19 protein-coding genes, 1 tRNA gene and 1 pseudogene are annotated in these 17,991 nt (G+C 59.9%); 12 read left to right on the plus strand and 9 right to left on the minus strand.

What is annotated here, in order from left to right:
* From KX729_RS11235 to KX729_RS11265, 7 genes and pseudogenes are all read right to left on the minus strand, one after another.
* Positions 1–379: pseudogene (locus KX729_RS11235) on the minus strand (helix-turn-helix domain-containing protein); the annotation flags it as partial.
* Entirely contained in the window at positions 357–767 is a 411-nt protein-coding gene (locus KX729_RS11240) for a helix-turn-helix domain-containing protein (protein ID WP_219742558.1), read from the minus strand. The gene KX729_RS11240 and the pseudogene KX729_RS11235, both read right to left, overlap by 23 nt.
* Positions 768–974 carry a helix-turn-helix transcriptional regulator gene (locus KX729_RS11245; RefSeq protein ID WP_115668775.1) on the minus strand — a complete coding sequence of 69 codons (207 nt, stop codon included), beginning with the start codon at positions 972–974 and terminating at the stop codon, positions 768–770. It lies immediately after the preceding gene.
* 102 nt (positions 975–1,076) lie between these two features.
* Positions 1,077–2,138 (minus strand): hypothetical protein, encoded by a 1,062-nt coding sequence (locus KX729_RS11250; protein ID WP_219742559.1) that lies wholly within the window; start codon positions 2,136–2,138, stop codon positions 1,077–1,079.
* An 82-nt stretch (positions 2,139–2,220) separates the two neighbouring features.
* Entirely contained in the window at positions 2,221–3,414 is a 1,194-nt protein-coding gene (locus tag KX729_RS11255; protein WP_219742560.1) for a tyrosine-type recombinase/integrase, read from the minus strand.
* A 193-nt stretch (positions 3,415–3,607) separates the two neighbouring features.
* Positions 3,608–3,694: transfer RNA gene (locus tag KX729_RS11260), tRNA-Leu, on the minus strand.
* Between the two features lie 102 nt (positions 3,695–3,796).
* Positions 3,797–4,096, minus strand: coding sequence for an Rdx family protein (locus KX729_RS11265; RefSeq protein WP_219742561.1), 300 nt, complete (start codon positions 4,094–4,096; stop codon positions 3,797–3,799).
* A 153-nt stretch (positions 4,097–4,249) separates the two neighbouring features.
* On the opposite strand from KX729_RS11265, the gene KX729_RS11270 reads away from it, so the two are divergent.
* Positions 4,250–4,699: a DoxX family protein gene (locus tag KX729_RS11270; protein ID WP_219742562.1), complete on the plus strand. Its 450-nt coding sequence runs from the start codon at positions 4,250–4,252 to the stop codon at positions 4,697–4,699.
* A 104-nt stretch (positions 4,700–4,803) separates the two neighbouring features.
* Here the strand turns inward: KX729_RS11270 and KX729_RS11275 are convergent, their stop codons facing one another.
* A complete protein-coding gene (locus KX729_RS11275) occupies positions 4,804–6,300 on the minus strand; it encodes an alkaline phosphatase family protein (RefSeq protein ID WP_219742563.1) in 1,497 nt (498 codons plus the stop codon).
* Positions 6,301–6,630: 330 nt separating this feature from the next.
* On the opposite strand from KX729_RS11275, the gene KX729_RS11280 reads away from it, so the two are divergent.
* From KX729_RS11280 to KX729_RS11295, 4 genes are read left to right on the plus strand one after another with little or no spacing between them, the layout of a single operon-like run.
* Positions 6,631–7,656, plus strand: a complete 1,026-nt coding sequence (locus tag KX729_RS11280) for an ABC transporter substrate-binding protein (RefSeq protein WP_219742564.1) — start codon at positions 6,631–6,633, stop codon at positions 7,654–7,656.
* A 53-nt stretch (positions 7,657–7,709) separates the two neighbouring features.
* Positions 7,710–8,477, plus strand: a complete 768-nt coding sequence (locus tag KX729_RS11285; protein ID WP_219742565.1) for an ABC transporter ATP-binding protein — start codon at positions 7,710–7,712, stop codon at positions 8,475–8,477.
* Positions 8,470–9,327, plus strand: coding sequence for an ABC transporter permease (locus tag KX729_RS11290; protein ID WP_219742566.1), 858 nt, complete (start codon positions 8,470–8,472; stop codon positions 9,325–9,327). The genes KX729_RS11285 and KX729_RS11290 overlap by 8 nt, the downstream gene beginning before the upstream one ends.
* Before the next feature lie 33 nt (positions 9,328–9,360).
* Complete coding sequence (locus tag KX729_RS11295; RefSeq protein WP_219742567.1) at positions 9,361–9,993, plus strand: SGNH/GDSL hydrolase family protein; 633 nt, start codon at positions 9,361–9,363, stop codon at positions 9,991–9,993.
* Positions 9,994–10,041: 48 nt separating this feature from the next.
* Here the strand turns inward: KX729_RS11295 and KX729_RS11300 are convergent, their stop codons facing one another.
* A complete protein-coding gene (locus KX729_RS11300; protein WP_312990823.1) occupies positions 10,042–10,788 on the minus strand; it encodes an IclR family transcriptional regulator in 747 nt (248 codons plus the stop codon).
* Positions 10,789–10,922: 134 nt separating this feature from the next.
* On the opposite strand from KX729_RS11300, the gene KX729_RS11305 reads away from it, so the two are divergent.
* The 7 genes from KX729_RS11305 to KX729_RS11335 are packed head-to-tail and all read left to right on the plus strand — an operon-like array spanning position 10,923 to position 17,980.
* Positions 10,923–11,858 (plus strand): polysaccharide deacetylase family protein, encoded by a 936-nt coding sequence (locus KX729_RS11305; protein WP_219742569.1) that lies wholly within the window; start codon positions 10,923–10,925, stop codon positions 11,856–11,858.
* Positions 11,859–11,906: 48 nt separating this feature from the next.
* A complete protein-coding gene (locus KX729_RS11310; protein WP_219742570.1) occupies positions 11,907–13,400 on the plus strand; it encodes an ABC transporter substrate-binding protein in 1,494 nt (497 codons plus the stop codon).
* 13 nt (positions 13,401–13,413) lie between these two features.
* On the plus strand, positions 13,414–14,334 hold the full coding sequence (locus KX729_RS11315) for an ABC transporter permease (protein WP_219742571.1): 921 nt from the start codon (positions 13,414–13,416) through the stop codon (positions 14,332–14,334).
* An 11-nt stretch (positions 14,335–14,345) separates the two neighbouring features.
* On the plus strand, positions 14,346–15,209 hold the full coding sequence (locus KX729_RS11320) for an ABC transporter permease (RefSeq protein WP_219742572.1): 864 nt from the start codon (positions 14,346–14,348) through the stop codon (positions 15,207–15,209).
* 12 nt (positions 15,210–15,221) lie between these two features.
* Positions 15,222–16,004 carry an SDR family NAD(P)-dependent oxidoreductase gene (locus KX729_RS11325; RefSeq protein WP_219742573.1) on the plus strand — a complete coding sequence of 261 codons (783 nt, stop codon included), beginning with the start codon at positions 15,222–15,224 and terminating at the stop codon, positions 16,002–16,004.
* Between the two features lie 3 nt (positions 16,005–16,007).
* Positions 16,008–17,006 carry an ABC transporter ATP-binding protein gene (locus KX729_RS11330; protein WP_219742574.1) on the plus strand — a complete coding sequence of 333 codons (999 nt, stop codon included), beginning with the start codon at positions 16,008–16,010 and terminating at the stop codon, positions 17,004–17,006.
* The gene (locus KX729_RS11335; protein WP_219742575.1) at positions 17,003–17,980 is read left to right on the plus strand and encodes an ABC transporter ATP-binding protein; all 978 of its coding nucleotides are present in this window, start codon (positions 17,003–17,005) and stop codon (positions 17,978–17,980) included. The genes KX729_RS11330 and KX729_RS11335 overlap by 4 nt, the downstream gene beginning before the upstream one ends.
* Positions 17,981–17,991 lie beyond the last annotated feature (11 nt).

The following is a 17,991-nucleotide window of genomic DNA, read 5'->3' on the forward strand; positions in this document are numbered from 1 at the left end:
TCGGGACGGCTTTGCTCTACCGCATGGCCAGTCTTTTTTTGCGCGTCTGGCCGTGCCGAACCAAAAACCGGTGCAGGGACGATTTGCTCGCGATGATGCCTTGGCCCGCAAGAGCGTTACGAAGCTCAAACAGCGTTCCATCCCGGTGCTCTCCGAGCCAGCCCATAATCACATCGGCATGAGCTTCAATCTTGTGGGAGCTACGGTCGCCACCGAGCGGACCGGGACGAACGTTTCCTTGCCGGATTTGTAGATTACGCCAACGGCTCACGCTGGCCGCACTAACGCCGAAACGCTCGGCAGCCTCCCTATGTGAAGCGCCGCCGTCAACGGCGGCAAGCACGCGTATGCGAAGATCAACGGAAAGGGCTTTCGACATATCTGCCGACCTCCATCGGCAGATAGCTTGAATCAGAACGCGAGCGATTTGCAAAGCCATTCGATTCAGTCAGACAGGGAACTGCTCTAAGGGCCGTGCGTGGCGTGTAGTCGATCAATCCACCGGCAGCGGGTTTCGGTTCACGGCAACGGAAACAGTAGAATTCATGCAGCCCGCATCGCTGCTTCGGCTTGTCCCGCTTGTCGAGGAAGGCGCGCAAATCGCTTCCCAGGATCAGGAAGGGCCGTTGGTCGGCCAGGTGCGGCAATCCCGCCTTTAGCCATCGCCGCACGCTGCCCTTCGCCACACCAAGAACAAGGGCCGCTTCCTCGGTGGTGTAGCTGTAATGCTGCTTGATCGCCCGCCGGATCGGACGACGCCCGGCCATTCACCGGCCTCCGCTGTCGATAAGCGATCGAATGTCTTCCACCCGCCATGCAGTGATGCGCGGGCCAAGCTTTACCGGCTTCGGAAACCGCCCGTCCTTGATGCCCGCCCACCATGTGGACTTGCTGACAGGGATCGGCCCGTTCGGCGCGATGATTGCGGAAAGCCGGACGAAGCCGGTTGTAGGGAAATGGGTGTTGTTCGGCATGGTGCCATCTCGTCTTGGTTGAAACGAGATGGTTTTAAGTCGGCCGATAGTGGGCTTGGCCGAATTCGGTTTACGTCAAACCGAATTCGGTTTTGGAAGGTGCTATTCGGTTACCTCGCCATGCAGCAAGGCTTTGCCTTCGTTGAGGTATTTTCGGATGGTGTCGGCATCCAGGGGAATGCCGCGGGTGGCGAGGTCGGTTTCAATGTCCGCTGTCGCACAATTTCGCGCCATTGTTGGATTGAAGCAGTAGGCGCCTATGGCCATGCCAATGACAAGCTTCAACAGACTTTCACGTTCGCGCACGCCAATATCACGCTTGCCTGCATCGGCTTCGTCTTTCTGGAGACGGCCCAGCGCTTCAGATAGTTCTTTGTTTTTGGCCTTCAGGCTCTCGACTAACGTCTGGTATCCCGTAATCGTACTGTTGGCCTGTGCAGAATATTCTTCTTGAAATTTCGATCTTTCGTTCATCGCTAGCAGGTATTTTTCCCGCTCTTCAGCAAGGCTAGCGCTCAATTTGGAGAATGCCTCCTGTTGCTGATCGAAAAGGCTTTTCCAGTCAGCAACTTGAATTCCAAGCGCGTCAATTTCAGCGGCAAGTTGGTCGGGGATCTCTATCCGCATCCGGCGAGCCCATGCGACTGCCACGTTGGGAATGGTCTGCTCCCACAATTGTCCCATGGCTTTGGCACGGTTGACGATGGTGCGATGCTGTTCGTATCGGCGGACGAATTCGGACTCGGAATAGAAACGGCCGATGCTTTGCCAGTTTACCGTTTTTGGGTCGCGGCCAAGGCTGAGCGCGACGATTTCTTCAAGGGACCAATAGGACAACTTCGCCCAGTATTTGAAATCGGGCGTACTCTCCGGCTGATTGTAGAAGCGCTCGTCCTCCAAGCGCTTTTTCGACGCGGCGATAATCTCCGCTTCGCGCTTGCGGGCATCGGCGATTCGGGCTTTCAGTTCGACCGTCGGAAGCTGCTCCAGTTCGACGCGATAGGCTTTGGATTCCTCTTCGGCCGTCTCCCGCTTTTCCTCGAAATCCGGATCATAGTTTTTTCCAACGCTTTCAGTGCGAGCGCCGAACCGCAAGATTGGGTAGCGCTGCAAGATCAGGTAAAAAACGGGGTCAAGTGCCCACAAGGGTTCGAGTTTTGGCATTGCCGATTCCGTCCCGCTGCCGATGCAGGATAATAGACGCGGCAGCCACGACAGAAGAAGAGGCAGTTGCTCAATATTGACCCTATTCCACCTGTGATTTCATCTTGTGGATTTCCCCAGCCCACCAATCGGCCATTTTCACCCGCTCTTCCCAATAGAGCGCCCGGTGATAGGCCTTGTGAACCTCGTCAGCGCCGACATGGGCCAATTCTGCTTCGATCGCATCCGGCGCCCATTTGCCGCTTTCGTTCAGCAATGTGGAAGCGCTTGCCCGGAAACCGTGGGACGTCGCCTCGTCTTGGGTGAAGCCCATCCGGCGAAGTGCGCTGTTCATCGTGTTTTCGCTCATGGTGCGGGTGCGAGACGTAACGGCGGGGAACAACAGCTTCCCGTCACCGGTCAGCATGCGCAACTCTTCGAGGATTGCCAAGGCTTGGCCCGACAGCGGCTTGCGGTGCTCGCGGCGCATCTTCATTCGCGACGCCGGCAGGGTCCAGATCGCCTTGTCGAAATCGATTTCGCTCCATTCCGCTTGGCGAAGCTCGCCGGGGCGGGGATAAAGTAGGGCCATCAATTGCAGCGCCATGCGCGTTTCCGGCATTCCCTCATAGGCCCAGATCGCGCGAAGCAAGCCGCCGAATGCCTTCTTGCCGGTCACGGCGGCCCGATGCGAGACAACCGGCGCCGTCAGGGCGCCTTTTAGCCCGAAGGTCGGGTCGTTGTCGGTGCGCGCCGTGGCAATGGCATAGCGGAAAATCTGCCCGATGGTGGAGCGCACACGCCGGGCCGTTTCATAATTGCCCTTGGCTTCGATCCTTCGCAACGGAACAAGGATCTCGGCAGCGGTGATTTCGGACACGGGCCGCGAACCAATGTCGGACATGGCAAGACCAAGCAGCCATTCTTTCTTGTTCCGGGTCGTGTCGGCCTTGCCCTCTTTTGCGATCTTCACAAGGTACTCGTCCGCCACCGCCTTGAATGTGACGGCATTGCTGGCTCGTTTGGTGATGCGCTCCAGTTTCGCATGATGCGAAGGGTTGATGCCTTTGGCCAGGAGGGCCTTGGTGTTCTCCCGCAGTCGGCGCGCATCGGCAAGCGTCACGGCCGGATATGAGCCCAACGCCATCGTCTGTTGTTTGCCGTCGAAACGATAGGACAGGCGCCACAGCTTCGAGCCTTGCGGCGAAAGCAGAACATGCAGCCCGCCGCCGTCGCTGTGCTTTGTTGGTTTTTCTGTTGGTTTCAGGGCCTTTAGGGCGGTGTCGGTGAGCGCCATGTTGGTATCCAGCCGGAATTCTGTTGGCATCGGGCCAAGCCGCTGTTGGCATTTTCTGCCAAGCACCAACGATGCTACCAACAAAACTTTCGGATGCAACGGGACGTCACCGGACGTCAGACAATAAAAAAGCCCGGAAAACCGGGCTTTTTTATGTTGCTTCTGGACCATCTAGGACGGTCTGAAACCGGAATGGTGCCCAGAAGAGGACTCGAACCTCCACACCCTTTCGGGTACCAGCACCTGAAGCTGGCGCGTCTACCAATTCCGCCATCTGGGCGACGGAGAGCCATGTACGGGGGCTGGTTCTTCAAGTCAACAGGGTTTTTGAACTTTCCGTGTCAGTCTCAAAAAAACTTTTTTATCCACATGGCGCAAAGCCTTAGGCTTCACCGGTTTCCGGGGTTTTACGGTCCAGGTGACCGAGATCGCGGTCGGGGTCGATTACGTCGCGGACCCGCTGTTTCAATTCTCTCGGGCCGGGAAAGCCGCCGTCGCGCTTGCGTTCCCAGAGCAAATCGCCATTCAGGCGAATCTCGAAATTGCCGCCCGTGCCTGGAATCAGCGCCACTTCGCCCAGACTGTCGTCAAAGGTCTGCAAAAGCTCCTGCGCTATCCAGCCGGCGCGCAGCAGCCAGTTGCACTGAGTGCAATAGAGAATCGTGATGCGCGGTTTTTCCATCGGTTTTCCTTTCGTGACTGCTCAAATCAGTCTCACAATAATGTCACCTTAAATAGTCAAGTTTTTGAATGCACGCATCTCGACTTGGGATCACCGAGAGGCAATTTGGCGCTGTAGAGAAATCATTGCCCCCAAAGACAAGAGGTCCTCCCCATGGCTCTTCATTCCACCACCCGCTCTCGCCTGTTTATTCCCGCCCTCACCCCCGTCTACACCTCGACGCATGAGATCGTCGAGACGATCCTGCGTGTTACAGCCGGCGTGCTGCTCGTCACGCACGGCTTCGGCAAGATCAGCAATCCTTTCGGTGCCATCGGCATGGTCGAAAGCCTCGGCTTTTATCCGGGTGTCTTCTGGTCGCCGCTGTTGGCGGCGACGGAATTCTTCGGCGGTATTCTGGTCACGATCGGCCTTTTCACACGCCCTGCCTCGTTCGCCGCGATGATCGTGCTGCTGGTCACGGTCTATTTCCATGGGATCGTGCGTGCGGAAGGCTTGGCGGGTGCCGAGAAATCGATCCTCTGGGCCGCGATTTTCCTGTTCTTCGCACTGCGTGGCGGCAACAGCCATTCCGTCGACGCCCGCCTCGGCAAAACGTTCTGACGGGAAGCTTAAACTCCGAGCATCGGAGTGCATCGAAATTGACAGCCTCTTGAATTGAGGCACCTGCGCGTCCTGCCAACCGGATGCGCAGCAGCAAAAGTGGATCAGGCCTGCAAATCGGCCTGATCCACATAGGACCGGCCTTCCACCTGGCCGATAACTATTCGTGATATCTTGCCATCGACCGCGGCGGTATATTCCGTAACGACCGGCGCCGGCACGGATTGCCCATGCTCGAACAATTCGAACATAGGCCGGCCTGTCATGGTGGCGGCGCGTTCGACACCCAGCAGTTCGAGAACAGTCGGCGCGATATCGTAAATCGCGGTGCGCGATGCCACGACTTGACCGCCGCGCTTGAGCACCGCACCCTCGCCGATCAACACCGCTGCAAGCTCGCTCCAGTGCAGGCCGCCATGCGAGCCGCCGCCGAGCGGAATACCACTATAGCTACCGGCATCACAGATCGAAGTGCCTCGCACGCCAAACTCGTTGACCGCGTCGTTGTCACCCTTGAGGTTGATGTAGAGATCCGGCGCACGACGATGAGCGGCGCCCGTCAATTCCAGGGCCAGCGTGCCGGGGATGATGCCCTCATGCGCGCCCGGTTCGATCGCCCGGGTAAAAGTCGCGCCATACCAAGGCTGGGCGACAAGCGCATCGAAGACCCCCTGCAGCAGGCCCTGGTCGAATTTCTTAAGCCAGAAACCCGGCGCACGGCCGCGTCGATAGAGGACATCGATATCGTCATCCAGCTTCGTATCGGCCGCGATGCCGGCCTGTTTAAGCGCATCTCCGACCGAGATGAACTCGTTGATTGTCGAATGGCCGTGATCAGAGGTCACGAAAATGACGATATCATCTTTCTCCGGCTGTCTGTCGCGCCACTCCAGAAGATTGCCGATCGCCTCGTCGCAATCCTTCATGGAAGCCAGCATGCCTTCGGCACCGAGACCATAACGATGCGAGGCGCTGTCCACCTCCGTCAGCCAGATGATCGCCGCATCCGGCTTTTTCGCCGGCCATACGGTATCGGTGAAAACGGCAACGGCCTGGCGTTCGGCACCACGGTCGAGGCCATGGGCCGGCATGCGATGCTGTTCGGCGACATCGACGGCGAGTTCCGGAGGGAAGGCGATCGCGGGATGGCGGACGTTATAGCCCACCTGCCCCCAATCGGCGCCTTTCCAGTTGAGCGCCGTAAACGAGCCCTGCCCACTCGAATTGACCACTGCAAAGGACTTGCCGCTCTTGGCAAAAGTTTCGGACAGATTGGTCGCCGTCACCATGCCGCCGATGATACGCCTGTCGCCGGCGCGCCAATCATGGATCGTATCGGTGCCCGTCAGGCGGTCCGAGCCGTCGCGGGAATAGAATTCGTTGCCGAGAACGCCAGTCGTTTCCGGGCGGGCACCGCTGGCCAGCGCCGTTAGCGCACCACGCGTCTCGCTCGGGAATACGGTGCGGTGATCCTTGCTGGAAACACCACGGGCCTGCATGGCGGTCAGGTTTGGCATCGTCTTCTCGTTGATCATGTCTGGACGCAAGCCATCAATGCCCACGACGATGACATGACGCGCGTTCGAACCGTTGGAAACCATAGCCCGTTTGAACCTTTCCGGAATTCTCTTGGTGGCATTGCGCCTATTGATGCGCCGCCTTCTATGATCCAAACATATCGGCAGCGTGACATGTGCTGTCAGCTCGAAGACATCGCCTACACCGAGAAACGGAACAGTAAGCCGCAAATGGGATCACCTGGGCTGCTTTGCCCGTCAAAGCTTGACAAACACAGGTTCTGGAATATGCGACTTTATGACAGGCCCGCGTGCTGCTGAAGGCACCATGATTATTCATTGTCTTCGAAGGCGTTGAGTGACACTGAGATGATATGACGCCGCCAAGCGCGTCGACATTGGAGGAGACCCCATATGACTTTTGCCCTGAACCGCCGTCAGGCACTTATCAGCATGGGCGCCGTCGGCGCCGCAGCCGCATTCGGCATGCCGGCGCTGGCCGCCGGAAAGCGCAATCTCGCCGTCCTCAACCTTGCCAGCCATGCGCCGAGCTTCATCGCTTACGAGCGCGGCTACTTCAAGGATGCAGGCCTCGATATCGAGCTGAAGTTCTTTGAAGCCGCCCAGCCGATGGCTGTCGCGATCGCCTCGGGTGATGCGGAATTCGGCGTGACCGCCATGAGCGGCGGCCTGATCAGCCTGGCGCAGAAGGATGCGGTCAAGGTGGTCGGTGGCGCGCTGACCGAGGAAAAGGGCGTTGTCGGCGCGGTCATCCTTGCCTCCAACAAGGCTTACGAAGCCGGTCTGACTGATCCGTCCAAACTTGCCGGCAAGAGCTTCGGTATCACCACGACGGGCTCGTCCTTCCACTTCATGGCCCACAAGATCGCCACTGCCAACAATATCAAGCTCGCTGACATCCAGCTTCGCCCGCTGCAGAAGCTCGGCGCCGTGGTCGGCGCGCTGTCGACCGGCCAGATCGATGCCTGGGCGATCCAGGCCAATGTGGCCAACAAGATGATCCGCGAAGGTGCAGCCAAGAAGATCGGTCTCGTTTCTGATTATGCGCCGGACTATCAGGTGACGACCGGTTTCACTTCGACGAAGAACGCCAAGAACGACCGGGCGCTGACCCAGTCCTTCATCACCGCCTATTCCAAGGCGATCGACGACTATAACGCCGCCTTCGTCGACAAGACCGCAGACGATGCTACGCGCGATGCCCTGGCCAAGCTCGTCTACAAATATGTCGAAGCCGACAGCCCGTTCGAAACCGCCAAGCAGAACCTCATCGAGGGTGCGATGCGCGTCAACAAGGGTATGGCGATCTCGCTGAAGAGCTGCGTCGAGCAGCTCGAATGGTTCAAGGCCGAAGGCATGGTCAAGGATGCCATCACCAACGACCAGCTTTTCGATACATCCTACGTCAAGACGATCTGATCGCCTGGCGCCCAGGACCGGAGGCCTTTCAAGGCCTCCGGCAGTGAGGCCGCATGGACCTGAAACTCAAAAATATCAATCATCATTACGGTTCCGTCGAAGTCATCCGAGATCTCTCGCTCGATATCCCACGGGGCCAGATCGCCTGCCTGATCGGCCCTTCGGGCTGCGGCAAGTCCACCCTGCTGCGGTTTCTCGGCGGACTTGAGCGCCCGTCGTCGGGAGAAATCCTGCAGATCGGTCAGCCGCCGGAAGATTGTCTCAATCCGCTGACCTATGTCTTCCAGCACTTCGCGCTGCTGCCCTGGCGCACCGTGGAAGGCAATATCAAGCTCGTGCTGGAAGATCACGGTCTTTCTCGGCGCAAGATGGACGATATCGTCACCAACGTACTGGAGCGCACACGTCTTTCGGAATTCCGCGAAGCGCTGCCCAAGCAGCTCTCCGGTGGCATGCGCCAGCGTGTGGCGATCAGCCGTGCGCTTGCCGTGCGCCCCGCGGTAATGCTGATGGACGAGCCGTTGTCGGCGCTGGACAGCCAGACTCGGGAACTACTGATGGACGATCTGATCGCACTCTGGACCCGCCAGCCGTTCACCTCCGTATACGTCACCCACAACCTGAACGAAGCCGTCCGGCTCGGCCACCGCGTCGTGGTGCTTTCCCGCCGCCCAGGCCGCATCCGCGAGATCGTCGATATCGATATCCCGCTGTCGGAACGGCATCTCGGCGATCCGGTGCTGGACGAAAAACAGAAACAGCTCTGGGAGCTGATGCGCGAGGAAGCGGCTGCCGCGGACAAGGAGCTGATCAATGTCTGACGCCGGCACGCTTTCGACACAATCCACGATTTCGAACGACAGGGATACCGGCCAGACCGGTTCGGTCGTTCAGCCCGTACCGTTCCGCGGCGGCGGCTTTGCGCCGAAGCCTGTTCGCGGCGTGGCAATTGCCGTTTTCGTGGCGCTGCTGATATTCGCAGAAATCGGCACCCGCACCGGCTTCATCACCAACCTCACTCTGCCTCGCCCGACCGCCGTTTTTGAAACGCTCGTGCAACTGTGGCAGACAGGCGGTCTCTGGAAACATCTCATCCCGTCGCTGCAGCGGCTTCTCGTCGGCGGGGCGCTCGGTATCTCCGTCGGTGTCGCACTTGGCGTGATGATCGGCCTGTTCAGCTATGTCCGAGCCGGCCTCGTTCCGCTGGTCGCGGCACTCTTCCCTATCCCGAAGATCGCTCTCCTGCCGCTTTTCGTCATCTGGTTCGGCATCGACGAAATGTCGAAATACATGCTGATCGCCTTCGGCACGTTTACGCCGACCGTTGTCGCCACGTTCGGCGCGGTCGACAATGTCGATCGTTCGCTGATCCGCATGGGCCAGAGCTTCGGCCTGAGCTGGTGGTCGATCGTCCGCAAGATCGTTCTGCCCGGCGCCTTTCCGGCGATCTTGTCCGGCCTGCGGGTTTCGATCTCGATCGCCATCATTTTGCTCGTCGCCGCCGAAATGCTGGGCGCGCAATATGGCATCGGCTCCTACATCCTCGAAGCGGGCTCGCTCTACGATCTCGAGAAGCTCTTTGCCGGCGTGACGATCCTGTCAATCATGGGCCTGATCGTAAACTTCGTGATCGGACGGATCGAACGGCGCTTTCTGAACTGGCGCGAATAACCGGTTTGAGCAGGAAATCTGGACAAAAGGTCGATGAAACAGATTCTGGCATTCGGTGACAGCCTGACCTGGGGAGCCAATCCCCAGGGCGGCAGATACGCGTTCGAAGACAGGTGGCCGAGCGCCTTGGAAGCTGCTTTCAATGATGTTCGCGTCATAGCGGAAGGTCTGCCCGGAAGAACGACATGTTTCGATGACCGGACAGCGAATATCGACCGAAATGGCGCAAACATCCTTCCCATCTTGCTCGCCAGCCATTCGCCGCTCGACCTCGTCGTTTTCATGCTCGGGACCAACGACCTGAAACCGCATGTCTGCGGCACCGCGGAAGGTTCCGCCGAAGGCATCGAGCGGCTCGTGGAAATCGTCACCACCTTCGACTACGGCAAAGGGCGCCCCGCGCCGGAGATCGTGATCGTCAGCCCGCCGCATTTTCGTCAGCCGGCTCCGCCTATGACGACCCTGATGGAAGGGCTGGAGATCGATAAATCCCTGCTCCTCGCCCCTCTCTACAAGGCGGTTGCAAACAAACGGAAATGCCTGTTTTTCGATGCCGCCGGCATTGCAGAAGCATCGCTGGTCGATGGCATACATCTGGACGCAGCGAACACCCGCATTATCGGGACCGCGATCGCGGAAGTCTTGAAGAAGACCGATCTCATCTGATCGAGCGAAGATTGCGCCTCTAGCCGCTACACGCGACCTACGGGCCTGTCAGCGGCGATAACCAAGAGCGCGGCTTATATCGTCCGCCGCGCTGCGGACCATCAATAGCAGCGTCTCACGCCGTTCGACATAACGAATGGTCGGCATGCCGAGATTGAGGGCTGCAACGACTGAACCGCCGGCATCATGGATCGGCGCTGCGAGGCCCGTGGAACCGGTGACGAATTCCTCATTGTTGAGCGCGTAGCCATCCCGGCGAATCCTCACCAGCATGTCGCGAATACCGTCCAGATCGGTGACGGTGTAGCGGGTATAGGAGAGAAGCTGAACGCGGGCCAGATAATGCTCGAGGGCTTCCTTCGGCGCATAGGCAAGCAGCACGCGGCCGGTCGCCGTGCAATAGGCAGCGATTGCCGCATCGAGGTTTACATCGTAGCGCACCCGATGACGGCTCACGCATTTCGCTAGCCGGCGTACGTCGCAATGGGCGTTCATCGTGGCCAACAGAACGGTTTCACCGGATTCGTCCCGAAGCTTCTCCATGAAGGGCTGAGCAACAACCACAAGCGGCTCCTCATGGCGGCGGAAGGGAAAGCCGTGACGGCTCGCTTCCACCAGCATATACCGGCCGGCATCGTCCTGAACCACATGACCGCGCGCCGACAGTGTTTGCACCAGACCATGAGCGCTACTTTTCGGGAATTCAAGGTCCCGAACGATCTGCGACAGCGGCACGGCTTCACGCCGCGAAGCCATATATTCCAGGAGATCCAGAATCCGACCGGCACTTTTCACTTCAGAGTTCATGGATGTGAACAAAACCCCCATTGCTGGCTACCGGATCGGCTCATAACAATTCTGCCTATAAAGCAGCCAGTCCATTCTTGCTTACGCAATGGCAGACTGCGCGCCGGAGGACAAACGATCTCATGAACGCCCCGAATAAGCAAAACGATGTCTCCGAACCTTGGAAGTGGTCGGATACAGTCTGGCGACAGAAGGTTCAGAAAGTGCGCGCCGGGCGCTCCCTGCGGCCGAGCAAATGGAAGAACGGCGCGCGCATGGCAGTGGCAATCTCCTTCGATTCCGACCACGAGACGATGGAGCTGAAAAACGGTGGCATGTCCTTCGGCACAATGAGCCGCGGCCAGTACGGCGCCCGCTCTGGCATGCCGCGTATCCTGCGGCTCCTGGAGAAGTATTCCATCCCAGCTTCCTTCTTCATGCCGGCGGTCTCGGCGATGATTAACGAGGAGGAGGTCAAGACTGTCACATCCTCCGGCCACGAGCTGGGCATCCATAGCTGGATTCACGAGTTCAATTCCCGTCTCGACGAAGAGACGGAACGCGACCTCGCCTTCCGGGCCGCCGACGTTCTTGAAAAGCTCTCCGGTACGCGCCCTGTCGGCATGCGCACCGCCTCTTGGGATTTTAGCCCTTATACGCTGAAGATCGCCCGCGAGATGGGCCTGCTCTACGATTCATCCCTGATGGCCGACGAGGAGCCTTACGAGCTTCTGGAAGACGGCGAGCCGACTGGCATCGTCGAAATCCCGGTCGAGTGGATCCGCGACGACGCGCCTTATGTGGCGATGGATCGGATGACCGGCGCCCGCCCCTACGGCGGCCCGGCCATGGTACTCGATATTTTTGCACGCGAACTGGAAGTCGCCTGGGAAGAGGAAGGTCTCTTCCAGCTCACCATGCACCCGCATCATGTCGGCCACCGGTCGCGTATCTTCATTCTTGAAGAAATCATCCGCCTCGCGAAATCGAAGGGCGATGTCTGGTTCTGCACGCATGCGGAACTAGCACGCTACTGCGCCGACGAGGCAGGCCTGAAGACCGCTGAAAAGGCGGCGTAGAACAGACTAGGAATGCAGCAGCAACAGAGGAAAATGAGGGTAAGGAACATGTCTGCAAAATTCACATCAATCGCCGCAATGCTTTTGGCGCTCACCGCGTCGACCGCATTCGCCCAGACCAAGGACACGCTGACCATCGACCTGCCGAACGATGCGGCGACGCTCGATCCGCATCTGCAGTGGAACACGGACAGCTACACGATCTACCGCAACATCTTCGACAACCTGCTGACACGTGACGTCAAGGGCGAGATCGTTCCGCAGATCGCCAAGTCATGGAAATATATCGACGACAAGACGATCGAGTTCCAGATCCGCGACGACGTGACCTTCCAGGACGGATCTAAGCTGACCGCCGATGACGTCGCCTTCTCGATCAACCGCATCATCGACCCGAAGCTGAAGAGCCCGCAGCTCTCGCAGTTCGACCAGATCGCCAAGGCCGAGGCCACCAGCCCGACCGTCGTGAAAATGACCACCAAGTCCGCCTATCCGGCGCTGCTTGCCCAGCTCGTCAAGCTGTCGATCGTCCCGAAAGCCTATGTCGAGAAAGTCGGCGACCAGGAATTCAACGTCAAGCCGATGGGTTCCGGCCCCTACAAGATGACCAACTGGCAGAAGGGCGTGCAGACCGAGCTCGAAGCCTATCCGAGCTATTGGCGCGCCAAGCCGCCGTTCCAGAAGGTCGTCTTCCGCACCGTACCTGACGTCTCCACCCGCATCGCCGACCTGAAGACCGGCAAGGCCGACCTCATCCGCGAAGTACCGCCGGATCAGGCCGAAAGCATCAAGAGCGACAGCAATTCGCAGGTCCTCTCGGTCCCGACCGAGCGTATCGGCTACCTCTTCGTCAACGCCCAGGGCGGCGTCACCCAGGACATCCGCGTCCGTCAGGCCATCGCCTACGCAATCGACCGTCAGGCGCTGGTCGAAGCACTGCTCGAAGGTTACGGCAAGCCGGTGGAAGTGCTCGGTGCCGAGCCGGTCTTTGGTTATACCGACAAGATCAAGGGCTATGAGTACAATCTCGACAAGGCCAAGGAACTGGTGAAAGCCGCCGGTGCCGAAGGCAAGACCGTCGAATTCCTCACCTCGCCGGCCTATAGCCGCGCGACGGTCGAGGCGATCCAGCAGATGGTCAACGAAGCCGGCCTGAAGGTGGAAATCTCCTCCAGCGACCAGGCCACCTTCCTGAAGCGCCGTCAGGGCGATCCGGCCAATGCCGGCGGTCTCGCCTTCGGCGCATGGTCCTGCGCCTGCCAGGACGTCGACGGCGTGATCTTCCCGCTGTTCCGTACCGGCAGCATCTGGGCCAAATATTCGAACCCGAAGTTCGATGAAGCCGTCGACAAGGCCCGTGTTATCCTCGACCCGAAGGAGCGCCTGAAGCTTTACGAACAAGCCTACCAGATCATCAAGGACGACGTTCCGGGTCTCGGCCTCTATCAGGCTTATGCGCTTTACGGCGCGGCCAAGAAGCTGAAGTGGCAGCCGACCGCCAACGAAGCCATGTTCGTCATGGACATGAGCTGGCAGCAGTAAGGGTATCACGATCATGTTGAGATACGCCGTAGAACGGTTGATACAGGCGATCATCGCGATCTTCGGCGTTCTCACCATCGTGTTCGTCGTCATGCATCTCTCGGGCGATCCCACCCTGCTGCTCGTGCCGCAGGACGCATCGGCCGAGATGATCGCCCAGTTGCGCAGCCAGCTTGGTTTCGACCGGCCGATCTATGTGCAATATCTCGAATATCTCGGCGGCCTGACGCAGCTGGATTTCGGCGTCTCCGTGGTCCAGCGCGTGCCGGCGCTGGATATCGTGCTCTCCCGCGTGCCCTATACGATCATGCTTGCCGCCGGCGCGCTGGTGGTGGCGATCGGCATGGGCATTCCGGCCGGGATCATCATGGCGACCCGCCGCGGCACTGTCATCGAGCGGCTGCTGACGGCGATCGTCGTCACCGGCCAGAGCGTGCCGACCTTTCTCTCTGGCATCGTGCTGATCTTCTTCTTCGGCGTGACGCTACGCTGGCTGCCGACCTCCGGCTCCGGCGATTTCGCCTCGTTGATCATGCCGTCGATCGCGCTCGGGGCGATCTCGATGTCGACCTTCGCCCGCATGACCCGTATCTCGATCATTGACGAACTCGGCAAGGACTATGTCCGCGCCGGCCGCGCCCGTGGTCTGTCATTGAGCTCGGTGGTCTTCCGGCATGTGCTGCGCAATGCGGCAATCCCGGTCATCACCATCGCCGCACTCGAAATCGGCAACCTGCTTGCGGGCGCCGTCATTGTAGAAACCGTGTTTGCCTGGCCGGGCATCGGCCAGCTCGCCATCCAGTCCATCCAGTCGCGCGACTTCCTGGTCGTCCAGGTCATCGTGCTGCTGATCTCCTTCGTTTACGTGCTGACCAGCGTGCTCGCGGACTTCGTCTACGCGATCGTCGATCCGCGCATCCGCTTGGTCCGTTGAGGAGGTAGAACATGAACACCGCCGTCCTCGCCCTTGGAAACCGCCTGCGTCGTATACCGATCTCGGTCATCGTCGTCTCGATCATCTTCCTGGCGATCGTGCTGATCGCCATCTTCGCGCCCTGGCTTGCACCGGCCGATCCCGCGAAACAGAACCTGCTTGCACGCCTCAAGGGACCGGGCTTCGAGCTGCGCGGCGTCACCTATTGGCTGGGCACCGACGATCTCGGCCGCGACCTCCTGTCCCGCACCATGTATGGCGCCGGCGTCTCGCTCTCGGTCGCCATTCTCTCCGTCGTCGTCTCTTCGCTCGTCGGCGTGACGCTCGGCATGGTGGCCGGCTGGTTCCGCGGCAAGATCGAGATCGTCATCATGCGTCTCGTCGACATTATGATGTCGATCCCGGCGATCCTTTTGGCCGTGCTGACTGTCGCCGTTCTCGGCCCGGGCTTCCTGAAACTCGTTCTGGTCCTCGGCCTTACCCGCTGGCCGCGTTATACCCGCGTTGCCTATGCCCAGACGCTGCAGGTGGCGAACCTGCCGTTCATCAAGGCGTCCGAACTCGCCGGCGCCGGTGCGGGGCGCATCCTCTTCCATCACATCCTGCCAAATATCGCCGGTCCGCTGCTGATCGTCGCGACGGCTGAATTCGGCCTGATGATCCTGATGGAAGCGGGCCTCTCCTTCCTCGGCCTCGGCATCCAGCCGCCGGCGGCAAGCTGGGGCTCGATCATGAGCGTCGGCCGTCAATATCTGGAACGGGCCTGGTGGATCGTCGCCTTCCCCGGTGTCTGCCTCTTCCTTCTCGTGTTCTCCGTCAACGTGCTGGGCGACTGGCTGCGTGACGAGATCGATCCGCGCTCCCGCGCTCGCTAAAGGTTGTTTGCCATGGAATTCGAAAACAAGACCATCGTCATCACAGGTGCCGCTGGCATTTTCGGCCGCTGGATTGCCGCCTACTTTGCCAAGGAAGGCGCAAAACTCTGCCTCAGCGACAATCGCATGGACGGGCTGGAAAAGGCGGTGGAAGAGCTCGGCTTCGACCACTCGAAGGTTTTGCTGCACGCGACTGAGTTGACGAGCGATACTTCGATGCTCGAGCTTGTCGATCTCGTGAAGCGCGAATGGAAAGCGCCGGATATCCTCGTCAACAACGCGGGCATTTATACCCGCTTCAGTCTGCTCGACATGGAATTTGCCGACTGGGACCGCGTCTTCGACGTCAATGTGCGTGCGCCCTTCGTGCTGTCGCGTGAATTTGCCAAATTGATGATTGCCGAAGGCAAGCAGGGCTCCATCGTCAACATCTCCTCAGGCGCCGCCCGCAAGATGACGCAGAACGGCGTTCCCTATTGCACGTCCAAAACGACCGTCGAGCGGCTTTCCAAGGGCTTTGCCATGGAACTTGCCGAATACGGCATCCGCGTCAATGTCGTCGAACCGGGCTTCGCGCCGGGCAGCGAAGTCAGCGAACTTTCCGACGAGTACGTGACCAACATGCTGAAAAACATTCCGCTCGGCCGCGCCAGCGGGCCGGAAGACGCGCCAGGTGCGATCGCCTATCTCTGCTCGGAGAAGGCCGCCTTCATTACCGGCGCGGTGATCTCGGTCGACGGTGGCAATTCGATCGGCAACTACAAGCGCCCCGAGCGCAGCACCCAGAAGGTCTGACCGATGAATGCTGTCGCAAACCCGTTATTATCCGTCGACCGGCTGACCATCGAGATCGGTGGTGCCAACGTCGTCGACGATATCTCGTTCACCGTGGCGCCCGGCAAGGTCATGGCGCTGGTCGGCGAGTCGGGTTGCGGCAAGTCCTTGACCTCCTACGCCATGCTCGGTCTTCTGCCGCCGGCAGCCAAACGCACAGGTGGCCGGATCATGCTGGAAAGCACCGACCTCGGCGCCATGTCGGAACGGCAGCTCCGCAAGGCGCGCGGCAAGGACATCTCGATCATCTTCCAGGAGCCGAGCGCTTCGCTTGATCCGCTGACCACGGTCGGTTCGCAGATCGCCGAAGCCTACCGCGTCCACCAGGGTGCGTCGCGAACGGAAGCCTATGAAAAGGCGCGGCAGATGCTGGTCGATGTCGGCATTCCCGATCCGACACGGCGGCTCGATCAATATCCGTTCGAGCTCTCCGGCGGCATGTGCCAGCGCATCATGATCTCGATCGCGCTGATCAACGGCCCTCGCCTGCTGGTCGCCGACGAACCGACGACAGCGCTCGACGTGACCATCCAGGCGCAAATCCTCGACCTGATGAAGAAACTGGTCTCCGAGCGTGGCACGGCGATCGTGCTGATCACCCACGATATGGGCGTGGTAGCCGATATCGCCGACGAAGTGGCGGTGATGTATGCCGGCCGCATCGCTGAGATCGCGCCGGTCCACGCACTTTTTGCCGCTCCAAAACATCCCTATACGGCCCTCCTGTTGGCCAGCGTACCGAAGCTCGATCACTCGCCCAAGGCGGACCTGGCGACGATCGAGGGTACGGTGCCGACGCCGAGCGAATTCGGCGTCGGCTGTCGGTTCGCGGACCGCTGTCCGCTGGTGACCGACAAATGTCGTAGCGAACAGCCGCCGCTCTTCCAGAGCGGCGAGAGCGGCCACCGCTCCGCCTGCTGGCATATCGACCGCATGGCCGAAATCCGCGGGGTAGCGGCATGAGCGACGCGCCCAAGGTTCTCGAGCTGCGCGATGTCGCGGTCCATTTCGGCGGCCGTGGCGGCTTCCTGTCCTCGCCCGGTCCGGTGGTGAAAGCTGTCAATGGCGTCGATCTGGAAATCGGCCGTGCCGAAACGGTGGCGCTCGTCGGCGAATCCGGCTGCGGCAAGTCCACGCTTTCCAATACGATCGTCGGCCTGCAGGCTCCGGTGTCCGGCAGCGTCAGGGTGAGTGGCGAGGAAGTGGTTGGCGCCGACAAAAAGAAGCTCAACGATATAAGACGCAAGGTGCAGATGATCTTCCAGGATCCTGCCCTATCGCTCGACCCGCGTTCGACCGTGGGTGCCACAATCGCCGAACCGCTGATCGTTCGCGGCGTCGCCAAGGGCAGGGAGCTGAAAGAACACGTCGCGACGCTTTTGCAGCAGGTCGGTTTGCGGCCCGAGTTCGCCGATCGTTATCCGCATCAGTTTTCCGGTGGTCAGCGCCAGCGTGTCGTCATCGCCCGTGCACTCGCGCTCGAACCGGACCTTGTCATCTGCGACGAACCCGTCTCGGCGCTCGACGTTTCGGTGCGTGCGCAAATTCTCAACCTTCTGGTGGCGCTGCAGAAGCGCACCGGCGTTTCCTACCTTTTCGTCTCTCACGATCTCGGTGTGGTTCGCCATATCTGCGACCGCGTCGTGGTGATGTATCTCGGCCGCTTCGTGGAGATGGCGGACCGAGATACATTCTTTGCCAATCCCAAGCACCCCTACACAAAGGCGTTGATGTCGGCCGTACCGGAAGCCGATCCCGTCGTGCAGCGGTCGAAGGAGCGGATCATACTGGGCGGCGAGCTGCCAAGCCCGGCCAATATCCCGTCCGGCTGCGCCTTCCACACGCGCTGCCCGCTCGCGACGGAAATCTGCTCGAAGGAACGGCCGGAATTGACTTCACGTCCGGACGGTGCTCGCGTCGCCTGCCATCACGCCTGATTTGCAACAGA

Origin of the sequence: Neorhizobium populisoli (genome assembly GCF_019430945.1) — a bacterium.
Lineage (GTDB): Bacteria > Pseudomonadota > Alphaproteobacteria > Rhizobiales > Rhizobiaceae > Neorhizobium > Neorhizobium populisoli.